This window comes from Streptococcus sp. 116-D4 (assembly GCF_009731465.1).
Classification (GTDB): domain Bacteria; phylum Bacillota; class Bacilli; order Lactobacillales; family Streptococcaceae; genus Streptococcus; species Streptococcus pseudopneumoniae_E.
Genome location: NZ_AP021887.1, coordinates 1,089,142 through 1,108,332, shown reverse-complemented (window position 1 = coordinate 1,108,332; position 19,191 = coordinate 1,089,142). Strand labels below are relative to the sequence as shown.

The window sequence follows — 19,191 nt, the reverse complement described above, 5'->3', positions numbered from 1 at the left end:
GTTTATGAATGTTTGGACCAAATTAGCAATGTTTTCTTTTTTTGAAACGGATCGCTTGTATTTGCGTCCTTTCTTTTTTAGTGATAGTCAGAATTTCCATGAGATAGCTTCAAATCCAGAAAATTTGCAATTCATTTTTCCAAGTCAAGCTAGTCCGGAAGAGAGTCAATATGCATTGGCCAATTATTTTATGAAGGCTCCTTTAGGTGTATGGGCTATTTGTGACAAGAAAACTGAAAAAATGATTGGTTCAATTAAATTTGAGAAGCTAGATGAAATTAAAAAAGAAGCAGAACTTGGTTATTTTTTGAGAAAAGATGCATGGTGTCAAGGTTTCATGACAGAAGTTGTTAAAAAAATTTGTCAGCTTTCTTTTGAGGAATTTGCTTTAAAACAATTAACCATTATTACCCACCTCGAAAATGAAGCAAGTCAAAAGGTTGCCCTTAAGTCTGGATTCCGTTTGATTCGTCAGTTTAAGGGAAGTGATCGCTACACAAGAAAAATGCGGGATTATCTTGAATTTCGGTATGTAAAAGGAGAATTCAATGAGTAAGCATCAGGAAATTCTAAGCTATTTGGAAGAATTGCCTGTCGGAAAGAGGGTTAGTGTTCGTAGTATTTCCAACCATCTGGGAGTCAGTGATGGAACGGCCTATCGCGCTATCAAGGAAGCTGAAAATCGTGGAATTGTAGAGACTCGTCCAAGAAGTGGTACTATCCGTGTTAAATCTCAGAAAGTTGCTATCGAAAGATTAACATTTGCAGAAATTGCAGAAGTGACTTCTTCTGAGGTTCTGGCTGGGCAAGAAGGTTTAGAGAGAGAATTTAGTAAGTTCTCAATCGGTGCTATGACTGAGCAAAATATCTTATCTTATCTTCATGATGGGGGACTCTTGATTGTCGGAGACCGAACCCGTATTCAGTTGTTAGCCTTGGAAAATGAAAATGCCGTCCTGGTTACAGGTGGATTTCATGTCCATGATGATGTACTAAAACTGGCCAATCAAAAAGGAATTCCTGTTCTAAGAAGTAAGCATGATACCTTTACCGTTGCAACCATGATCAATAAAGCCTTGTCAAATGTTCAAATAAAAACAGATATTTTGACAGTTGAGAAACTTTACCGTCCGAGTCATGAATATGGTTTTTTGAGAGAGACTGACACAGTCAAAGATTATTTGGACTTGGTACGTAAGAATCGTAGTAGCCGTTTCCCTGTTATCAATCAACATCAAGTTGTTGTAGGTGTTGTAACCATGAGAGACGCTGGTGATAAGTCACCAAGCACGACAATTGATAAGGTCATGTCTCGCAGTCTATTTTTAGTTGGATTATCGACAAATATTGCCAATGTGAGTCAACGAATGATTGCTGAAGACTTTGAAATGGTACCGGTTGTTAGAAGTAATCAAACCTTGCTTGGGGTTGTAACCAGACGAGATGTTATGGAGAAAATGAGTCGTTCTCAAGTTTCGGCTCTACCAACTTTTTCTGAGCAAATTGGTCAGAAACTTTCTTATCACCATGATGAAGTAGTCATTACAGTGGAACCCTTTATGCTTGAGAAGAACGGTGTTTTGGCTAATGGTGTATTGGCAGAAATCTTGACCCATATGACTCAAGATTTAGTTCTTAATAGTGGTCGCAATCTCATTATCGAGCAGATGCTAATCTACTTTTTGCAGGCTGTTCAGATTGATGATATATTGCGCATTCAGGCACGCATTATCCACCATACTAGACGATCAGCTATTATTGACTACGATATTTATCATGGTCATCAGATTGTTTCAAAGGCAAATGTGACCGTTAAAATTAATTAGAAACTAGGAGAAAAAATGATAACATTAAAATCAGCTCGTGAAATTGAAGCTATGGATAAGGCAGGTGATTTTCTAGCAAGTATTCATATCGGCTTGCGTGATTTGATTAAGCCTGGCGTAGATATGTGGGAAGTTGAAGAATATGTTCGCCGTCGTTGTAAGGAAGAAAATTTCCTTCCGCTTCAGATTGGAGTTGACGGTGCTATGATGGACTATCCTTATGCTACCTGTTGCTCTCTTAATGATGAAGTAGCTCATGCTTTCCCCCGTCACTATATCTTGAAAGATGGAGATTTGCTCAAAGTTGATATGGTTTTGGGAGGTCCTATTGCTAAATCTGACCTGAATGTCTCAAAATTAAACTTCAATAATGTGGAGCAAATGAAAAAATACACTCAGAGCTACTCTGGTGGTCTAGCAGACTCATGTTGGGCTTATGCTGTTGGTACACCGTCTGAAGAAGTAAAAAACTTGATGGATGTCACCAAAGAAGCTATGTACAAGGGGATCGAGCAAGCTGTTGTTGGAAATCGTATCGGTGATATCGGTGCGGCGATTCAAGAATACGCTGAAAGTCGTGGTTACGGTGTAGTGCGTGATTTGGTTGGTCATGGTGTTGGCCCAACTATGCACGAAGAACCAATGGTTCCTAACTATGGTATTGCTGGTCGTGGACTTCGTCTCCGTGAAGGAATGGTGTTGACCATTGAACCAATGATTAACACAGGTGACTGGGAAATCGATACAGATATGAAAACTGGCTGGGCTCATAAGACTATTGACGGTGGCTTATCTTGTCAATATGAACACCAATTCGTGATTACGAAAGATGGGCCTGTTATCTTGACTAGCCAAGGTGAAGAAGGAACTTATTAATAAAAAGTGAAAAGGCTACTGAAAGTTTATTTTGATAAAAAATTCAGTAGATCTTTTTAATATTAAATAAACGTATTGTATCAAGTTTTAGGTAGCTGATATGATGCGTTTTTTTGATTTTAAGATTCTTAATTCAATCTCTTGGTCTTTATTATGATTTCATACTCAATGAAAATCAATGAGCAAACTAGGAAGCTAGCCGCAGGTTGCTCAAAGCACTGCTTTGAGGTTGTGGATAAGACTGACGAAGTCAGTTACCTATATCTACGGTAAGGCTACGCTGACATGGTTTGAAGAGATTTTCGAAGAGTATCAAAAACAAAATTCTTCTAAAATGGTACACTTCAGGTTAAAAAAATGGCATTTCAGATTTTCTGGTTCAGAAATAACTATCACTATGATATAATTATTTTATGATTATTACTATTCCTATAAAAAACCATAAAGATATTGGCACACCATCTGATTCAGTCGTTGTTCTTGGCTATTTTGATGGTATACATAAGGGGCATCAAGAATTGTTTCGTGTTGCCAATAAGGCTGCGAGAAAGGATTTATTGCCTATCGTCGTTATGACGTTTAATGAATCACCAAAAATCGCTTTAGAGCCTTATCATCCGGATTTGTTTCTACATATTTTAAACCCTGCTGAACGTGAAAGAAAATTAAAACGAGAAGGTGTAGAAGAATTATATCTCCTTGATTTTAGTAGTCAATTCGCTAGTCTCACTGCAGAAGAATTTTTTGCGACGTATATCAAGGCTATGAATGCCAAAATTATTGTTGCAGGTTTTGATTATACATTTGGTTCTGACAAAAAAACAGCAGAAGATTTAAAGGATTACTTTGATGGAGAAGTCATTATTGTCCCACCTGTAGAGGATGAGAAAGGAAAGATTAGTTCAACACGTATCCGTCAAGCTATCTTAGATGGAAATGTGAAAGAAGCAGGAGAACTTTTGGGGGCACCGCTTCCATCAAGAGGGATGGTGGTTCATGGTAATGCTCGTGGTCGTACAATTGGTTATCCAACTGCAAATTTGGTGCTTTTAGACCGTACTTATATGCCTGCAGATGGCGTTTATGTCGTTGAGGTTGAGATTCAAAGACAGAAGTATCGTGCCATGGCTAGTGTTGGAAAAAATGTGACCTTTGATGGAGAAGAAGCACGTTTTGAAGTCAATATTTTTGATTTTAATCAAGATATTTATGGGGAAACCGTCATGGTTTATTGGCTTGATCGTATTCGAGATATGACCAAATTTGACTCAGTCGACCAATTAGTGGATCAGTTAAAGACTGATGAAGAAATAGCTCGAAATTGGTCTTAAGAGCTTGGGTAAACAAAAAAGAGGTTGTCTGTACCCCAAAAGATAGATGATTTATTCTAACTTTTGAGGTCACTACAAGACCTCTTTTTATTCTTTTTCAAAGGTAAATCCTTCTCCAAGGATTTCGTGAGCTTCTGTAATAGTGATAAAGGCTTGAGGATCGATTCGGTGAATCATTTCCTTCATTTTAACAATTTCATTTCTTCCGACAATACAGTAGATGATTTTCAAATCTTCTCGACTATAATAACCTTGACCTGAGATGAAAGTAACACCTCTTCCTAGGTCATCATTAATCGCCTTAGCAAGTTGATCAGGACATTTTGTGATAATCATAAAGCCTTTGCCAGCATAGCCTCCTTCACCAATCACATCAATAACACGCGAAACGATAAAATCAAACAAGAGCGTGTAGGTAACCAATCTCAGATCCTTGAAGATTACGAGAATAAGCATGAGAATACAAAAATCTAAGATAAAGAGCAACTTACCCATGGATATATGAGTGTATTTATTGAGAATACGAGCTAGAATATCCGTACCTCCAGTTGTTCCACCAGCATTGAAGATAATTCCGAGCCCAATTCCCAATAGAATCCCAGCTATAAGAGCAGTGATTAGTAAATCACCTTCCAGATTAATATGAAGAGGAATTCGCTCAAAAAAAGCCAACCAGGCGGATAAAGCTAAGGTTCCTAGTAAACTAGAATAGAGGGACTTTGCTCCAAATATTTTCCAAGCTAGTATGAAAAGGGGAATATTAATCAGCAGGTTCATGAGAGAAATAGGGATTTTAAAAAGATAAAAGGTGATAAGGGTAACACCTGTCGCCCCTCCTTCAAATAGATGATTGGGAACTACAAAATAAGTAAGACCAAAAGCATAAATAGCAGCACCTAGTAAAATGGTTAAAATGGGATAAATTTTTTTTATCATAGGGACCTCTTTTCTTATAAGTAGATTATATCAAATTTTTAAGGAAAATTTGATTGACTCCATTAGGATTTTTAATTTTTTTTTGATATAATTAAAAGTAAGAAAGCCAATCTGAATCCTAAAATAGAAAGATTGATACCATGACAAAAATTAAGATTGTAACCGACTCATCTGTTACTATTGAACCAGAACTAGTAAAACAATTAGATATCACTGTTGTTCCATTATCTGTAATGATTGATAACGTTGTTTATTCTGATGCGGATTTAAAAGAAGAAGGTAAATTTCTTCAGTTGATGCAAGAAAGTAAGAATCTTCCGAAAACCAGTCAGCCGCCTGTAGGTGTCTTTGCTGAAACCTTTGAAGACCTAAGCAAAGACGGTAGCCAAATCCTTGCTATTCATATGTCCCATGCCCTTTCAGGTACTGTAGAAGCCGCACGTCAAGGTGCTAGTTTATCTACTGCAGATGTGACGGTTCTTGATAGTTCCTTCACTGACCAAGCTCTGAAATTCCAAGTTGTTGAGGCTGCGAAGTTGGCACAAGAAGGCAAAGAGTTGGAGGAAATTTTATCTCATGTAGAAGATGTTAAAAACCACACAGAACTCTATATTGGCGTTTCGACTTTGGAAAATCTTGTTAAAGGTGGACGAATTGGTCGTGTAACTGGATTGTTGAGCTCACTTCTCAATATCCGTGTTGTTATGCAAATGAAAGACCATGAATTGCAGCCAATCGTTAAAGGTCGTGGAGCTAAAACCTTTAAAAAATGGTTGGATGACTTAATAACATCGCTCTCTGAACGTTCTGTAGCAGAGATTGGAATTTCATATTCTGGTAGCGCTGATTGGGCAAAAGAGATGAAAGAGACCTTACAAGGATATGTTGAAAAACCAATTTCAGTTTTGGAAACGGGTTCTATTATTCAAACTCATACGGGTGAAAATGCTTGGGCTATTTTAGTTCGTTACAACTCTTAAAAAATAAATAAAATGGGAAGAAATAGCGTTTTTAACTTGACCTAAAAGGGATTTTAGGATATGATTATATTTGTTAATTAGAAATTAATTGGAGGAATCATTAACATGGCAAACAAACAAGATTTGATCGCTAAAGTAGCAGAAGCTACAGAATTGACTAAGAAAGACTCAGCGGCAGCAGTTGAAGCTGTATTCGCAGCAGTAACTGAGTACCTTGCAGCTGGTGAAAAAGTTCAATTGATCGGTTTTGGTAACTTTGAAGTTCGTGAGCGTGCTGAACGTAAAGGTCGTAACCCACAAACTGGTAAAGAAATCAAAATTGCAGCTTCTAAAGTTCCAGCATTCAAAGCTGGTAAAGCACTTAAAGACGCTGTTAAATAATTAGCCTTTAAAAAGCCTATTGTATCAAGCTTCCTAGCTTGGTCAGTAGGCTTTTTTTGTGTATAGGGGGCAAAAAAGGGGCAAAACTATAAATTATCTAGTAGGTCGAGGATATTGTCATCCATCTTCTTTGTAACGTGTGTATAGATTTTATTTGTCGTACGAGAGTCAGAATGCCCTACTCTAGCCATAATTGCTTTTAGAGGCACGTTGTTTTCTGATAGTCGGCTTACTAGGGTATGTCTAAAGATATGAGAAGTCAGATGCTTATCAATGGGGTTTTTAAGTCGGTTGTTTGCTTTTTGAATCGCTAAATTAAACGAGTTATTTTGGATAGGTATTCCGTTCTTGGTAACAAAAATAAATCCGAGATCATTAAAGGTTTCTCTTGTATTTTTCGAAAGTTCATTTATTGAGATGAATTCTTTTAATATTTCAAGTTCTCTCTTTGACAAGGAAACTGTCCTGAAGCTTGCAGCTGTTTTTGTTGTTGTTTTTAATCCTTTAGAATAGCCTACAGTCTTATCTAGCGTTCCATGTATTTTGACAGTCTTGCTATCAAAATCAACGTTCTCTTCTCTAAGCGCTATAGCTTCACCTATACGACAACCATTGTAAGCCATAAATTCAGCAAGCAATCCTAGTCTATACGTTTTATCTGTTCTATATAGCTCAGAAAGCAATCTTTTTAACTCATCTTCTTCAAGGAATTTCTTTTCTGTCTTTTCTAAATCTTCGATAGTCTTTACGAGTTTGGGAAGTTTCGCACGTCTTGCAGGATTGTCTTCAATGTACTCAAGATTGACTGCGTAATCAAGAGACAGGTTTAAGATTAACTTATATCGTTCCATTTTTGAACGGGATAGGTCAAGGTTGTTTAGAAAACGCTGAATGTATTTTGTATCGATGTTGCTCACTTTCACAGATAAATCAAAAGTCTCTTTAAAATCATTCACGTTGCTGGTAAGAGAGCTGATAGAGCTCCCCTTGAGTTCCTTTTGATAAAACGCCCACCACTCATTTAAAACGTGCTCATAGACGATATCAGTCGTTTGTAGCTTCTTTAGTGTTTCTTCCAATCGCTCGTCCAGAAGCTTCTGAGCTTCTTTTTTTGCCCTGCTTGATCCAGAGTCAAGGGTTACAGACACCCTTTTCCATTTCTCGGTATAAGGATCTTTGTATCGCTCAAAAAATTTGTATTTTCCGTTAGGAAGTTCTTCCATCCACATTGATTTTCACCTCATTTCTTGATAAAATAGGTATAGTAAAGAGGGCTTTTTAATGCCTTTTACTATTCAGGATATCCTCACGCTCAGACTCGCCAAAGTTTGAGAGCGTGGGGATTTTTAAATTATTCAAAACCTTTGAAGCTTTCTAAAATCTTATCTTTTGAGTCTGTAGCATTAAGCACTAAAACAACATAATTCCCGTAGATATAAGCAGGGTGTCCGATTAACTCTTTTTCTTTCTTAGCTTCTTCAAACATTGGGTTTTTATCGTAATATTCGTAAACCTCTACGGCAGTATCATCCTCTAAGATAAATCCTTTTCCTGATTCAGCTTGAATGAGACTAGCTGATTTTTTTATTTCTTCTTTGATTGTGAAGCCGTTGCTTTCTAGTGCTTTTTTAAAATCATCTAAGCTAGTAGCCTTTTTAGAGGCTGGTTTTTCGGTTGCTTTGGTTTGCTCCGTTTTTGGTTCTTCAGAACTACCTTTTGTAGCAGATTGGTTACTAGAGCAAGCCGCTAGAGTAAAAGTAGCAGCAAGCAAAAGAGTTGATGTTATAAGTGTTTTTTTCATGGATATTCTCCTTTTTTTAATTTACTATTGCCAAGTATTCTTCCTTGACCATTGTTTCGTCAGCTACAGATTACCTCACACTCTCATCGATCAAAATTTGAGTGTGGGGATTTTTTTACATGTTACTAACTTGTTTATAGAATTCGTCTTGAATCATAACTTCATCAGTAACTGTTTTTAATTGATAGCGCTCCATAAATCGGACGCTATTAAAACTTTCGACTCCATATTCAGCTATCTCTTCTGCTACCAGATTTTGAATCATGTAACGATTCGCTTCATTCTCACATAGTAAAGGAGCGTTTTGATATAGGCTGCGGAAGTGGTCTAGATGACCGAGTTCATGAAAAAGAACTTTTCGCCTTTCGTCTGAGCTTAAATCGGCATTGATGTAGATGATTCTATTTATATCGTCATAGAATCCATTTCTTGACCATTGTTGGCTGGTAAACTCGCGCAAAGTAACCTTATGGAGATCTAATAATTCTTTTTCTGTCATTTTTTCTCGCAAAATTCCTTTACTAAACAGTTTGTTTTTGCTAAAATCAAGTTAAAAACCAAAGAGGAGGAGTTGGTATGAAAAACATTCAAATCCTTTGGGGATATTTATTGTTGTATTCTATTTTTTCTCTCACTCTTTTCTTTTTAGATAGGGGTATTGTTTTAATAACTTTTGTGATTTTTATTCTAGTTGTAAAAATCATCCCTCACCCTAATTCTCATCGGAATCCATTTGCGTTTGGGCTACGTTTTCGTAAGAGACATTAGGAGAGTCAATGGTTATTTCAAAAGCCCTTACATCTCTTAGTAATTCTAATTCTTGGCGAGCTTTTTCTATTTCAACATCTCGCTGTACATCTTTCAGCTCGGCATCTTTTTCCATAGTCTCAACTTCGACGGTCAGTTTGCGTTCTTCCAAGCTGGCTGTTTTTCTTTGTTGCAAGTAAGGAAAAACTCCTTTAACTTTGATACCTTTTATATCAATATCTCCAAACAAGAGACCTAATCCAATCAAGCCCGAGTCTAACATCCAATGGTTTTCTGATATGAACTGACCGATTGATTGTAGGCTGATTCCGCCAGGGCTTTCTACGTTTGATCTCGCGGTAATCTCTTCATCAATTTCTGGGTTCTTATATTCATCGATAATAGAATAAAGAGATTTCCACATACTAGAGGTAATGGATTGTGTAGTATTAACTCTCAACCAAAGGTTTAATTTTCCGTCTTTAAAGTAAAGTGGCGAGACTAAACCATCGATATATTTAGATAAATCTGTGATATTAAAGATAGTGTGATGGACAGTCAGTGTGCTATACAGAAATTTTGGGTTTACTTTCCTACGTGGAACTTCATTAATCCATTTGACGTTTCGACGTTTGATATCATCAGATTGTTCATAACCATGATTTAGGGTGACTTGTCCGTCTGGTATATCTTTTTCATAGACTTCACTTGTAATTTGTCCAATCAAGAAATAGTTCGACTTAAACGATGGAACTACGACGTAATCTCCTACACTCATATCTTCTACAAAGCTATAGAGTCGTTTAGCAGTAAATGTAATTTGGTGTTTTGATAGACTTTTGTCTTGATACACTCTTGCTATTTGTTGCTTGTAGTGCTCTATAGTTTTTTCTGTTGTGAGGAGTAAGTCGGTTGTTTGCAAATCTGCAAGCGTGACCTGGTTGTGATGAATAGAGATGAAGTGGTTGTATTTGAAATCATCGTAATACTTTCCGCCCTCTGCTCGAACTAGCCAGTATTTTGCACGACTGTTAAATTGATAGATTTCAATTTGATTTTTGTGAGACATTTCAATCTCCTTTGCTATTCATATACCCTGAGATTATTCCACGGAGAGCTCGACGATCATCATCTGTTAGAGGTTTTCCATCGAAGAACATAGCATGGTCTATGATTTTATCTATATCATCTGCTGGGTTATCTGTCCGTGGAGAGGAAGTGTCAGATAAGTCTTTGGTCATCAGTTCCGATAACGAAACATTGAATATTCTAGAAATATCATTTAAAACGCCCGCTTTGGGAGTATACTTCCCTCTCTCCCATTCGCTTACTGAAGAGGAACTTTTTCTTCCTAATTTATTAGCTAAGTCAATTTGTTCCATTTGGTATTTTTGACGTAGAAATTTAAGATTAGAAGCAAAATAATTGTTTTGGTTCTCCATGACGTGAAATACCTTTCGTATTTTTCTTTTACTATATAATATCACTTTATCCGAAACGTTACAAACAAAAAGAGAAAAAAATTTCGAAAAAAATGAAGTAAAATGCTTGACTTCGGAAAAACCGAAGTGTATAATTAAGACATAATCAAGAAAGGAGCAATCGATGGCAAACACATTAAAAACTTTGCGACGCTTTCGTGGGATGACTCAAGAAGAATTAGCGAAGGAAACTGGCATAACATCGCGTACTATAATGAGTTATGAAAATGATGTCAAAAAATTGCGTAGAGCTAGTTATGAAAATATAAAAAAACTAGCTAGTGCGCTAGATGTTTCAGTAGACGATATTTTTTTAGACAACGTTTCGGATTTTCTGAAATTACCATCTTAGGATTAAGGAGATAGCCATGGAGGAAGTAGTACGAAGCATTAGGAATCAGCGCAGATGAATTAAGATAATGAGATTAGAAATAGAAAGGAGGAAGAATGAACGATAATGGAACAGCCACATGTTAATGTTGATACTTCTGGTATGGAAAAATTAGCAGAAGTAACTCAAACAGCAGCAGAAGGAATGCAAGAACTGATTGCACTAAGAAAAGAATGCGAATTTTTGAGGAAAATGTTGATTGATGAACGGGAGTTCTTTATTGAGACAATGAAGTACCATTTTATTCAAGAGTATCGTTCAACAATTGCTAGCAATCGAGAGCATAAAAAAGAATTGCAGAAAGCAATTCAGTCAAATTAGCCGTTATGTTCGCTAGGCATGCAAAAGTAGCAACCGTCAAACTGCTTGTAGGGTTCGGTTTGCCTAGCATATTCCATGGCTTGAAAATTGTAGTCGAATTTTCCTAGATACGTGGAATGAATTGTATCAGGTAGATACTTACAAGAAAGTTTATGTACTTCGTGATTATTGTTAGTATCAACGCAATCGTTATACCAATAATGAGTCATAACATTACCTCCTTTCTATTGAATTATTGACTAAAACGTGAGAGGTCTTAGTCAATAATGATTATAACATAGTTAGCAGAAAAACACAACATATTGTTGTTCGAATATATATGCTAAACAACATATAGTGGTTAGAGGTGTAAAATGTGGGAACAATTAAACAGAATAATGCAGGAAAGAAATTTGAACGGTAATCAATTATCAAAGATGGCTGGAGTTAATCGAAGTTTCTTTTCTGACTTGAAAAGTGGAAAGGTGAAGTACCTTTCTTGGCCTAATATATGTAAAATCGCTGATGCATTAGGAATCAGCACAGATGAATTAAGAGAGGAGAACGAATGAATGAAATATCTTTATCAAACAATCTCAATCAGATTGAACTAGAAATCAATCATCACAAACAAATTGCAGGTCAGTCAATTTGGGAAATCGGAAGACGACTAAATCATGTTAAGGAGCATAATTTGACTCATGGGCAGTTTATGGCGTGGCTGAAAAAAGTTGATTTGAGTTGGTCGGAAGCAAATCGCATGATGAAGGTTGCTAAAGAATTACCAAATTACCCAACGTTGAGTAATTTAGGTAGTACAGCCCTTTATCTCATCGCAACCCTTCCAGCAGAGGAGAAGCAAGCTCAACTAAACAGGATTGAGCAAGGAGATAACCCAACGGTCAGAGAATTGCAAGATTTGAAGTTAAAATTTTCTGCAGCTAAAAGAAAAATAATGGAACTGCAAAAGGGGCAAGAATCGACTAAGGAAATCGTGAAAGAAGTCCCTGTTATGCCAGCAGACTACCAAGAAGCTCTCCAGAATCGTCAAAAACTAGAAGAGCGTGCCAAGTCGGCAGAGGAAAGGAATGCTTTTCTTGAAGCGCAATTAAAAGACCTCTACGCTCAACGCGCAGAAGTGGATGAAAAATCGAACAAGTACGATGAATTGACAAAAGCCATCCAGCAATCCCAAGGGCAGTTGAACGACTACCAGAAAAGAATTGCTTCCTACAAGAATATCCTTAGCCTTATCCAGAAAGGGAATGATTTTCTTGCCAATATGGGCGGTCTCATCTACGCAGATGAAGAAAAAGTCCTGCATACGGACGGTGTCGCTGGTCAGGAGTTCGATAGTTTCGTCAATCGAGGTATCCGATTTTTTACGGATTTACAAAAAATCAGAAATAAAGACAATCAAATTTTGGAAGGAGAAATTTTATGACGCATGAAGTAGTTAAAAGTCAACCAAACGAACTGACTCAAGAAGATATCTTGATTCAAGTTCTACAAACTCAAAAAGAATTAAAGCAAAATCAGGAAGTTTTAGCAGGGGATGTTGATTATCTAAAAAATGAGCAACCTGTCAATCCATCAATTTGTTTAGAACTTGAAAATTTAAGAAAAGTGAAAGTCATAAAGGCTCTTGGCGGTAAGGATAGTCAAGCTTATAAAGACCGCTCTTTTGCCAGCAAAGTCTTTCGTCAGGCTGCTAAAGACTTTAAAGAATACTTTAGGATTCCACGGTATGACCTGCTGAAGAAAAAAGACGAAGAGAGGGCTTTTGATTACTGGAAGTCATGGGAACCATCACATAATACCAAGATGGAAATCAAGACCATGAATGGGTAAATGCTAAGCAATTTAGAGAAGGAGAAACATGGAGGAAAAACTGAACTCTTTGAACAAAAAAAGAGCTTTCATTATTTCTCAAATAGGCGAGGAGCGCTTATCTGAAACAATGAAAGCCTTAGATGAGATTGTAGATACTCAGAAATTGTTACCTAGTTTACTAGTTAGTATTACAGAGTATCACAGTGCCGTAAGGCTACTTCCTGAGTTGTAAGGTGTAGCTGAAACAAATCTTCATTTCTTTCATCATGATACTTGATGAAATGAGAGTTTAAGTCAGCTACCGTTAAAGCAGCATTATAGATTTTGTCAATCATATCATCTTCAACTTTAGCGAGACAGAAGATGCAACTAATGCTCTTTGGTTTGTCGTACATACTGATTGGGAAAGTATTCCCACAGTGAAGGCACTTCAACTCAGCGGTGGTCATTAAAGCCATACACTTATCCTCCTTTCGTTGTGGATAAGTCGATTATAACAGATTTAAAAAGGAGGAGTTATGACAGACTTTAAAAATTTAGATTGTCAATTTATCTTTCAGAAATGCAACTGAAGATTATACGGCAGTTAAAAATGATTTTCTGAGAGATCCAGAGCTTGAGCCGGCTACAATCGGAATTTTAATGGTTATACTTTCAAACAAAGAAGATTGGCTAGTCTATCCAGAGGAGATAGCACGGCGGATGAACGTGAGCCGGGATATGATTGATAGACACCTCAAGAAACTAGAAAAGGCTGGTTATATGAGGGTTGTAAAAAAATCTCTAGGTAGAGGTCGAGGAGTTCAGACTTTCAGATTTTTCTCAGATACAAAGATAACTGATTTTCAATTTGAGATTATGTTGCAGGGATTGGAGGATTCCTTACAAAAGTTATCCACAGTTTGATATTTACATTTCCGACTTTTACAAATCTGTATTTTACAAATCTGTATTTTACAAATCTGTATTTTACAAATCAGTAAAATAAGGCACTAATAAGTATTAACTAACAACAAGTATTAACTAACAATAAATATTAAAAGACAACAAATCCTACTTCTCTAAATAAATAAAAGAGAGGGTAGAAAAAATAAATACAAAGGAGAAAGAAATGAGACCAAGACGATATCCGTATAGTTTCAAACCAAATCTGATGAACATTTTAGATAGTCGCTTCTATACACGGCTAATTGTTGAAACAGAGGATGGAGCGAAAAAAATAGCAGAAGTCACACTAGATGATGTAACTTCTGCTACAGGATATGTTGTAAGGCTAAGACCAAATTCTGACTAGCCTTTAGGAGGGAATGGGTCTTTACCGTGGCTGTCACGGCTTTGAATTTTCCCATCTTTGCCATGAATGATTAGTTCGGAACCTTGATTTCGTGAAATCTGTCTAGCAATATTTGTAGCTTCACTCTTTGTAGTAGTATGAACAGTTGCTCTTGAATTGCCAGCACCTTTCACGTTCCAACCACCATTTTTGGCAGGGACAACATGTTGATTTTTACCCATGATTAATTCTCCTTTCTATTGGAATTTTGACTAAAACGGTGAGAGGTCCTAGTCACACTTTCATTGTATGATAAAAAACAATGTTTGTCAATATATGGTGTTTTTTGGAAAGATAAGGTCGCAAAAGGCACAATATGTTGTAAAAAGACATGCAAAGAAATAAAAACTATAAAAATAAATTCAGATAAGGAGGAAACAACCATGCTCTGGGAAAAAATATCTGAAAAACTTTCAGAGAAAAATTGGACAGTTTATAAACTTTGTTTAAAAGCTGGTGTTGGTACAGCTGGGATCTATCGTTTAAGGGATGGAGTGGTAAAAGATTTATATTTTGACACAGTTAAGAAAATCGCTGATGCATTAGAAATCAGCACAGATGAACTAAGATAAAACAAAAAGCACCTGACGGCAATCAGGCGCTAATCAAAAATTACTAATTGAATTATAACACGAAAGAGGGGAAATTGCATGCCGAAAACAGAAATTACTTATAAGCCAGTTGATGTGGACGAAAAAGCTACGCATGGTGATTACAAACATCTTTGTCAGAGGTGGGAAGGGTTGACTCCAGGGACTGCAAAAGTCTGGGCAGGTGAAATGCGAGAACATCCAGACTTTAAGCAGTTCATCGATAACCCAACTCATAAGATTGTATTTATCGATTACGAAGGATTTCGCATGTTCGTCAAATGGAAAAGTCGTAATCGCTATCGTACGAAGAAAGAAACTTTATCAGAAATGCTTGAGAATATCAAGAAAGAAAAACAATTTGGAGTATAGGAGAGAAAAGAAATGTACGAACCACCATTAATAAGCCAATTGCTAGGAACAGTTTTTTTGGTTTTGGGATTTATTGGAGCAGGAATTTTAGCACGACAAATGGAACTGCACGAACTTGAAAAACAACGCAAGTTAGAAGAGCTTGACACGAAGATTAATCAAGCCTTAAATGAAGCAGTTGAAATCGGTCGAGAGATTGAGAGAGAGCAAATACGCAAGAATGTCCGCAGAGAGTTTCCGGGTTTCACATTTGATAACGAACCGCCTGAAGGATTGCGTCCTGAGCCGTTGGCTTTGCCAGAACCTAAGAAGAAGATTATGAAAGTGCTACGCTGAGGATCAGATAATGACTAGAATTGAACTTGAAAACCGTGTATGGCTTTTGGCCAATCATGAAGAAAAAAACGAATTGCTTGATCTTGGGCTAACATCCAAGGCCAGATATGTGAAACGAGTGCTTGAACTTGGAAAGGTGTATGCGCATGTTTGATTACGACAGAGATATAATGCAACCGCCTGAGGAACGAGAAGAACTTGACCCAATCCAGTACATCTATGTTGGATGTGGGCAGTATCGATACGTGGGTGATGAAGTATGATTCAGGAGCTACACGAAGAAATCGAAAACTGGCAAGCTGAGTATATGCATCTTGGCAGAGAACTCGGAGAAATCATCAACGACCAACAGGATATTATTTTGAAATTGCAAAACGAAAATAGACGCTTAAAGCGTGAAAATTGGAATTTGAAGAAGACGAAAGGTAGAAAGAAATGACAAAAACCGTTAAGATGACACGATAGCAGAATAATAACTACTAAATAAACAACAAAATCATCCTTATAAAAAACAAGGGAATTACAGAATTTTTAAAGGAGGAGGAAAATGGCAAGTTTAACTTTCCCAGAGTTGCAACAAAAAATGCAATTAGAAAAAAAGAAATCAAAAGATGTAAAGTACGCATTTAGAAATGCCGAGGACATCTATACAACTTTCAAAGAGCTAAAAAGCGATTGGTCTGTAATCGTAACTGATGAACTCGTTGAGCTTGTTGGAAAAATCTTTGTAAAAGCAACAGCCGTAGCTTTTAATGACAAGAGAGACGAGAGGTACCAATCAACAGCGTACGCTGAAATGAGTCCAGTTCAAGTATTTAATACTCAAAAAGGCCAGATTAAACAAATGCAAGAACCACAATGGACAGGTGCAGTCAGCTCATACGCTCGAAAATATGCCTTACAGGGGTTGTTTGCGATTGGTGAAAAAGATATTGATGAGTATCCAGTAGAAGAAAGCCAAGAACAAGGGCAGAATAATCAGCGACAGAAACCAAACAACCAGCAAGCTCAAGAACAAAATCAAGTAAGGTACATTGACAATATTCAGTATCAAGAAATCATCAAGAACGTTGAAGAAATTGCGACGATTAAGGGAGCGCCATTTGATACAGTTGCAAATTTTGTATTGAGCAAGTATCAAATAGACGATTTCCACAAAGTGCCAGTTGATGGCTATAACATAGTGATGGACTATCTCACTAAACAAATTCAAAAAGCATACGAAAAACAAGGAGTATAAGACATGACAGAAAATAAAATTTATTCGCCATGGGCTTTCACAGAAAACGAAAGCCAAAAACAGAAATCTAATCTTTCAGCTTTAAAAGAGTTAAAAGAGAAATATATCATCAAGGACAAGTGGAATTACGACAAAATGAATGAACAAGAACAAGGAATTGTTGATGTTGTATATGGTCGGGTTGGTGGCAGTTACGGGAATTCACTTTATGAAATTTATAAGAATACCCCTAATTTATCAAAAACAGAACTTGCCTTAATTTGTGATAATGGCAATTTATGTTTTGGGCATTCATCATCAGGTAGTAAAATCAAAATTTTCACAGACTAGGAGAACAAAGACGTGGTAAAAGATGTAACTAATAGCTTGACAGAAATTAAGGTAGATTTCCAACCTGCAGTAATCAATGTTGATTATGATAGTGTGGAGAAACAACTTGCAGCAATCGTTGCACAGTACACAGATTATGAGGTGACAGCATCCACTTATAAGATTGATTATGATGAGCGTACACGCCTTAATAAATTAAAAGAGGCGTTGGAAACTCGGCGTAAGGAAATCAAAAATAACATCAATAATCCATACAAGGAATTTGAGAAGTGGTACAAGAAAACAGTTGAGCCATTGGATAATGTTATCTCAAACATCACAGCAGGACTTAATGCGATTGATGAGCATGAACGATTGATGCGCGTGGATGTCGTGCGTGCCACATTTGAGGATAAGTGTATGGTCGCAGGGATTGAAAAATCCACATTTGCTGACAAATACGATGAGTACAGCCTTAAGAAACATTTTAAAACAGGCAAGTATGAGCTGAAAAAGACAACACTTGATGAAATGGATGCTTTAGTGCTTTCAGAATTTGATGCCCTGGAAGAACATAAGGCTAACAAGCATGCTATCCAAGAGCAAGCTCAAGAGTACAATTTGCCAGCTGATAGCTATATCAGACATCTTGAAGATGGTAAGAGTCTTGTTGATATTTTCAAGATGATGAAAACTGATCGTGATGCTGAGATTGCACGCAAAGAGCAGAAAGAGGCTCAAGAAAAAGCAGAAGCTGAACGACTTGCAGAGATTGAACAATTGGCCAAAGAAAATGCAAATGCGCATATCAAGGCTTACGATGCTGAAACAGGCGAGATTTTGGGGCAGGGTACAATTACATCAGAACCTCAAAACAATGCGCGAGAGGTGGCAAAATTTGAACCTAGCGAGCCTTTAACAATTGACTTGCGTTTGACATTGCATGGTGGGAAATCTCAGTTTGATCAGTTGAAAGAATGGCTTGAGGATAACTTTATCAGCTTTGAAACTTTGGAGGGTTAGGTGGAATTTAGAAAGTATCAACTTATTTTAGAGTTTGAGGAGGCTAATAGGCCTCTCACACAAATTGAAAAGAAAAGCCTTGCTATTTACTCTATCGAGTATTTAAAAGCGGGGCTAGATAGCTTAGAACGTGAATATTTCAGTGAGAGGTATGCTCGATGAAATTTAATGAACTGATTGAAAATGTAAAAGGTTGGTCAACAGCAAGGAGTCAGATCCATGAGATGTTTTTATGTCAGTGGTAAAATTGCAGATCTTGATTTGGGGTCAGAAATCAATGCAGAAAATTCTTTTATGGCCGCTATTGAGTTTGTGAAACGATACACCGGCTTATTAAAGTTTGGTTCAAATGAAATTAAGGTATCAGAAGTAGAGGAGGTTTCAGCATGACAGTTTTAGCATGGCTAATCTATAATCTATCGGTACTTGCTACCTCCTTATACCTTACTATTCATTTTAATTCTGGATGGTGGATGCTTCTTGTTTTGATTGCATCAACCGACTTAAAAACTAAGAGAGGTACAATCAATGATAAATAACGTTGTTTTAGTAGGGCGACTTACAAGAGATGCCGAACTGAGATACACGCAATCTAATATTGCGGTTGCTACATTTACTCTTGCTGTAAATCGTCCGTTTAAGAACGAGGCTGGAGAGCGTGATGCTGATTTTATCAATTGCGTTATCTGGAGACAGTCAGCTGAAAATCTTGCTAATTGGGCTAAAAAAGGCTCATTGATTGGTATTACAGGAGTAATTCAAACACGTAGCTATGATAATCAACAAGGCCAACGTGTTTATGTTACAGAGGTTGTTGCTAGTAATTTTCAACTGTTGGAAAGCCGTAACAGTCAGCAAAATAATCAAGGCCATCAAGATCATCATGGCGGTTATCAGCAACAAGGTTACAGCAACCAGGGCAGTTCTTTCCAAAACGGAAATAACACAGGGAACAATTTCCAAAATGGAAATAGTTACGGGCAACAAGGTAGTTTCTTTGAGGGGAACACAACAAATCCAGTTCCTGATTTCACCCGAGACAATAATCCATTTGGCAGACCCACAAATCCATTGGATATCAGTGATGATGATTTGCCGTTCTAGG

The 19,191-nt window shown here is 37.0% G+C and carries 32 protein-coding genes; 24 read left to right on the top strand and 8 right to left on the bottom strand.

The window, feature by feature from the left end:
* The first annotated feature begins 4 nt into the window (after nucleotides 1-4).
* The 4 genes from UKS_RS05715 to UKS_RS05700 all read left to right on the top strand — a co-directional run bounded on the left by UKS_RS05715 (nucleotide 5) and on the right by UKS_RS05700 (nucleotide 4,033).
* Nucleotides 5-556 (top strand): GNAT family N-acetyltransferase, encoded by a 552-nt coding sequence (locus UKS_RS05715; protein WP_156012144.1) that lies wholly within the window; start codon nucleotides 5-7, stop codon nucleotides 554-556.
* Nucleotides 549-1,826 (top strand): CBS-HotDog domain-containing transcription factor SpxR, encoded by a 1,278-nt coding sequence (spxR, locus tag UKS_RS05710; RefSeq protein ID WP_156012143.1) that lies wholly within the window; start codon nucleotides 549-551, stop codon nucleotides 1,824-1,826. Before UKS_RS05715 ends, spxR begins: the two co-directional genes overlap by 8 nt.
* A 15-nt stretch (nucleotides 1,827-1,841) precedes the next feature.
* Complete coding sequence (locus UKS_RS05705) at nucleotides 1,842-2,702, top strand: methionyl aminopeptidase (protein WP_000631543.1); 861 nt, start codon at nucleotides 1,842-1,844, stop codon at nucleotides 2,700-2,702.
* Between the two features lie 413 nt (nucleotides 2,703-3,115).
* Nucleotides 3,116-4,033, top strand: a complete 918-nt coding sequence (locus tag UKS_RS05700) for a bifunctional riboflavin kinase/FAD synthetase (RefSeq protein WP_156012142.1) — start codon at nucleotides 3,116-3,118, stop codon at nucleotides 4,031-4,033.
* A gap of 87 nt (nucleotides 4,034-4,120) precedes the next feature.
* Here the strand turns inward: UKS_RS05700 and UKS_RS05695 are convergent, their stop codons facing one another.
* Nucleotides 4,121-4,969, bottom strand: a complete 849-nt coding sequence (locus UKS_RS05695) for a YitT family protein (protein WP_156012141.1) — start codon at nucleotides 4,967-4,969, stop codon at nucleotides 4,121-4,123.
* Between the two features lie 140 nt (nucleotides 4,970-5,109).
* Between UKS_RS05695 and UKS_RS05690 the strand changes: the two genes are divergently transcribed.
* Both UKS_RS05690 and UKS_RS05685 read left to right on the top strand, forming a co-directional pair.
* Nucleotides 5,110-5,949 carry a DegV family protein gene (locus tag UKS_RS05690; RefSeq protein ID WP_049497396.1) on the top strand — a complete coding sequence of 280 codons (840 nt, stop codon included), beginning with the start codon at nucleotides 5,110-5,112 and terminating at the stop codon, nucleotides 5,947-5,949.
* Nucleotides 5,950-6,054: 105 nt separating this feature from the next.
* A complete protein-coding gene (locus tag UKS_RS05685; RefSeq protein WP_049497398.1) occupies nucleotides 6,055-6,330 on the top strand; it encodes an HU family DNA-binding protein in 276 nt (91 codons plus the stop codon).
* Nucleotides 6,331-6,416: 86 nt separating this feature from the next.
* Here UKS_RS05685 and UKS_RS05680 read toward each other — a convergent pair whose 3' ends face one another.
* The 5 genes from UKS_RS05680 to UKS_RS05660 form a co-directional block, all read right to left on the bottom strand.
* On the bottom strand, nucleotides 6,417-7,559 hold the full coding sequence (locus UKS_RS05680; RefSeq protein WP_156012140.1) for a tyrosine-type recombinase/integrase: 1,143 nt from the start codon (nucleotides 7,557-7,559) through the stop codon (nucleotides 6,417-6,419).
* A gap of 122 nt (nucleotides 7,560-7,681) precedes the next feature.
* Nucleotides 7,682-8,131 (bottom strand): hypothetical protein, encoded by a 450-nt coding sequence (locus UKS_RS05675; RefSeq protein ID WP_156012139.1) that lies wholly within the window; start codon nucleotides 8,129-8,131, stop codon nucleotides 7,682-7,684.
* A 115-nt stretch (nucleotides 8,132-8,246) separates the two neighbouring features.
* Nucleotides 8,247-8,630 carry an ImmA/IrrE family metallo-endopeptidase gene (locus UKS_RS05670; RefSeq protein WP_156012138.1) on the bottom strand — a complete coding sequence of 128 codons (384 nt, stop codon included), beginning with the start codon at nucleotides 8,628-8,630 and terminating at the stop codon, nucleotides 8,247-8,249.
* 213 nt (nucleotides 8,631-8,843) lie between these two features.
* Nucleotides 8,844-9,947 carry a hypothetical protein gene (locus tag UKS_RS05665; RefSeq protein ID WP_156012137.1) on the bottom strand — a complete coding sequence of 368 codons (1,104 nt, stop codon included), beginning with the start codon at nucleotides 9,945-9,947 and terminating at the stop codon, nucleotides 8,844-8,846.
* A gap of 1 nt (nucleotide 9,948) precedes the next feature.
* Nucleotides 9,949-10,320 carry a helix-turn-helix domain-containing protein gene (locus tag UKS_RS05660; RefSeq protein ID WP_156012136.1) on the bottom strand — a complete coding sequence of 124 codons (372 nt, stop codon included), beginning with the start codon at nucleotides 10,318-10,320 and terminating at the stop codon, nucleotides 9,949-9,951.
* 163 nt (nucleotides 10,321-10,483) lie between these two features.
* Here UKS_RS05660 and UKS_RS05655 point away from each other — a divergent pair, with 163 nt between their 5' ends.
* From UKS_RS05655 to UKS_RS05635, 5 genes are all read left to right on the top strand, one after another.
* Nucleotides 10,484-10,711: a helix-turn-helix transcriptional regulator gene (locus UKS_RS05655; protein ID WP_049542772.1), complete on the top strand. Its 228-nt coding sequence runs from the start codon at nucleotides 10,484-10,486 to the stop codon at nucleotides 10,709-10,711.
* 105 nt (nucleotides 10,712-10,816) lie between these two features.
* Nucleotides 10,817-11,071: a hypothetical protein gene (locus UKS_RS05650; RefSeq protein WP_156012135.1), complete on the top strand. Its 255-nt coding sequence runs from the start codon at nucleotides 10,817-10,819 to the stop codon at nucleotides 11,069-11,071.
* Nucleotides 11,072-11,424: 353 nt separating this feature from the next.
* Nucleotides 11,425-11,622 (top strand): helix-turn-helix domain-containing protein, encoded by a 198-nt coding sequence (locus UKS_RS05645; protein WP_156012134.1) that lies wholly within the window; start codon nucleotides 11,425-11,427, stop codon nucleotides 11,620-11,622.
* Nucleotides 11,619-12,494: a DUF3102 domain-containing protein gene (locus UKS_RS05640; protein ID WP_156012133.1), complete on the top strand. Its 876-nt coding sequence runs from the start codon at nucleotides 11,619-11,621 to the stop codon at nucleotides 12,492-12,494. Before UKS_RS05645 ends, UKS_RS05640 begins: the two co-directional genes overlap by 4 nt.
* Nucleotides 12,491-12,901, top strand: coding sequence for an ORF6C domain-containing protein (locus UKS_RS05635; RefSeq protein WP_156012132.1), 411 nt, complete (start codon nucleotides 12,491-12,493; stop codon nucleotides 12,899-12,901). Before UKS_RS05640 ends, UKS_RS05635 begins: the two co-directional genes overlap by 4 nt.
* 170 nt (nucleotides 12,902-13,071) lie before the next feature.
* Here UKS_RS05635 and UKS_RS05630 read toward each other — a convergent pair whose 3' ends face one another.
* A complete protein-coding gene (locus UKS_RS05630; protein ID WP_156012131.1) occupies nucleotides 13,072-13,341 on the bottom strand; it encodes a hypothetical protein in 270 nt (89 codons plus the stop codon).
* 184 nt (nucleotides 13,342-13,525) lie between these two features.
* On the opposite strand from UKS_RS05630, the gene UKS_RS05625 reads away from it, so the two are divergent.
* The gene (locus tag UKS_RS05625) at nucleotides 13,526-13,789 is read left to right on the top strand and encodes a winged helix-turn-helix domain-containing protein (RefSeq protein ID WP_156012130.1); all 264 of its coding nucleotides are present in this window, start codon (nucleotides 13,526-13,528) and stop codon (nucleotides 13,787-13,789) included.
* 205 nt (nucleotides 13,790-13,994) lie between these two features.
* Nucleotides 13,995-14,177 (top strand): hypothetical protein, encoded by a 183-nt coding sequence (locus UKS_RS05620; RefSeq protein ID WP_156012129.1) that lies wholly within the window; start codon nucleotides 13,995-13,997, stop codon nucleotides 14,175-14,177.
* Here UKS_RS05620 and UKS_RS05615 read toward each other — a convergent pair.
* The gene (locus UKS_RS05615; protein WP_061438993.1) at nucleotides 14,174-14,398 is read right to left on the bottom strand and encodes a DUF2188 domain-containing protein; all 225 of its coding nucleotides are present in this window, start codon (nucleotides 14,396-14,398) and stop codon (nucleotides 14,174-14,176) included. The two genes, UKS_RS05620 and UKS_RS05615, sit on opposite strands and share 4 nt — an antisense overlap.
* An 84-nt stretch (nucleotides 14,399-14,482) precedes the next feature.
* Between UKS_RS05615 and UKS_RS09870 the strand changes: the two genes are divergently transcribed.
* The 11 genes from UKS_RS09870 to ssb all read left to right on the top strand — a co-directional run bounded on the left by UKS_RS09870 (nucleotide 14,483) and on the right by ssb (nucleotide 19,190).
* The gene (locus UKS_RS09870; RefSeq protein ID WP_232049739.1) at nucleotides 14,483-14,788 is read left to right on the top strand and encodes a helix-turn-helix domain-containing protein; all 306 of its coding nucleotides are present in this window, start codon (nucleotides 14,483-14,485) and stop codon (nucleotides 14,786-14,788) included.
* A 78-nt stretch (nucleotides 14,789-14,866) separates the two neighbouring features.
* Nucleotides 14,867-15,178 (top strand): excisionase, encoded by a 312-nt coding sequence (locus UKS_RS05605; protein ID WP_156012128.1) that lies wholly within the window; start codon nucleotides 14,867-14,869, stop codon nucleotides 15,176-15,178.
* 12 nt (nucleotides 15,179-15,190) lie between these two features.
* Nucleotides 15,191-15,514, top strand: a complete 324-nt coding sequence (locus UKS_RS05600) for a hypothetical protein (protein WP_156012127.1) — start codon at nucleotides 15,191-15,193, stop codon at nucleotides 15,512-15,514.
* A 259-nt stretch (nucleotides 15,515-15,773) separates the two neighbouring features.
* Nucleotides 15,774-15,953: a hypothetical protein gene (locus UKS_RS05595; protein WP_156012126.1), complete on the top strand. Its 180-nt coding sequence runs from the start codon at nucleotides 15,774-15,776 to the stop codon at nucleotides 15,951-15,953.
* Between the two features lie 108 nt (nucleotides 15,954-16,061).
* Nucleotides 16,062-16,754 (top strand): ERF family protein, encoded by a 693-nt coding sequence (locus UKS_RS05590; RefSeq protein ID WP_156012125.1) that lies wholly within the window; start codon nucleotides 16,062-16,064, stop codon nucleotides 16,752-16,754.
* 3 nt (nucleotides 16,755-16,757) lie between these two features.
* Nucleotides 16,758-17,084 (top strand): hypothetical protein, encoded by a 327-nt coding sequence (locus UKS_RS05585; RefSeq protein ID WP_156012124.1) that lies wholly within the window; start codon nucleotides 16,758-16,760, stop codon nucleotides 17,082-17,084.
* A 12-nt stretch (nucleotides 17,085-17,096) separates the two neighbouring features.
* Complete coding sequence (locus UKS_RS05580) at nucleotides 17,097-18,086, top strand: DUF1351 domain-containing protein (RefSeq protein WP_156012123.1); 990 nt, start codon at nucleotides 17,097-17,099, stop codon at nucleotides 18,084-18,086.
* A complete protein-coding gene (locus UKS_RS05575; protein ID WP_156012122.1) occupies nucleotides 18,087-18,248 on the top strand; it encodes a hypothetical protein in 162 nt (53 codons plus the stop codon). It abuts the gene before it with no gap.
* A 57-nt stretch (nucleotides 18,249-18,305) separates the two neighbouring features.
* Entirely contained in the window at nucleotides 18,306-18,476 is a 171-nt protein-coding gene (locus UKS_RS09715) for a hypothetical protein (RefSeq protein ID WP_173020466.1), read from the top strand.
* Nucleotides 18,473-18,625, top strand: a complete 153-nt coding sequence (locus tag UKS_RS05570; RefSeq protein ID WP_156012121.1) for a hypothetical protein — start codon at nucleotides 18,473-18,475, stop codon at nucleotides 18,623-18,625. The genes UKS_RS09715 and UKS_RS05570 overlap by 4 nt, the downstream gene beginning before the upstream one ends.
* Nucleotides 18,615-19,190, top strand: coding sequence for a single-stranded DNA-binding protein (gene ssb / locus UKS_RS05565; RefSeq protein ID WP_156012120.1), 576 nt, complete (start codon nucleotides 18,615-18,617; stop codon nucleotides 19,188-19,190). The genes UKS_RS05570 and ssb overlap by 11 nt, the downstream gene beginning before the upstream one ends.
* The last annotated feature ends 1 nt before the right edge of the window (nucleotide 19,191 follow it).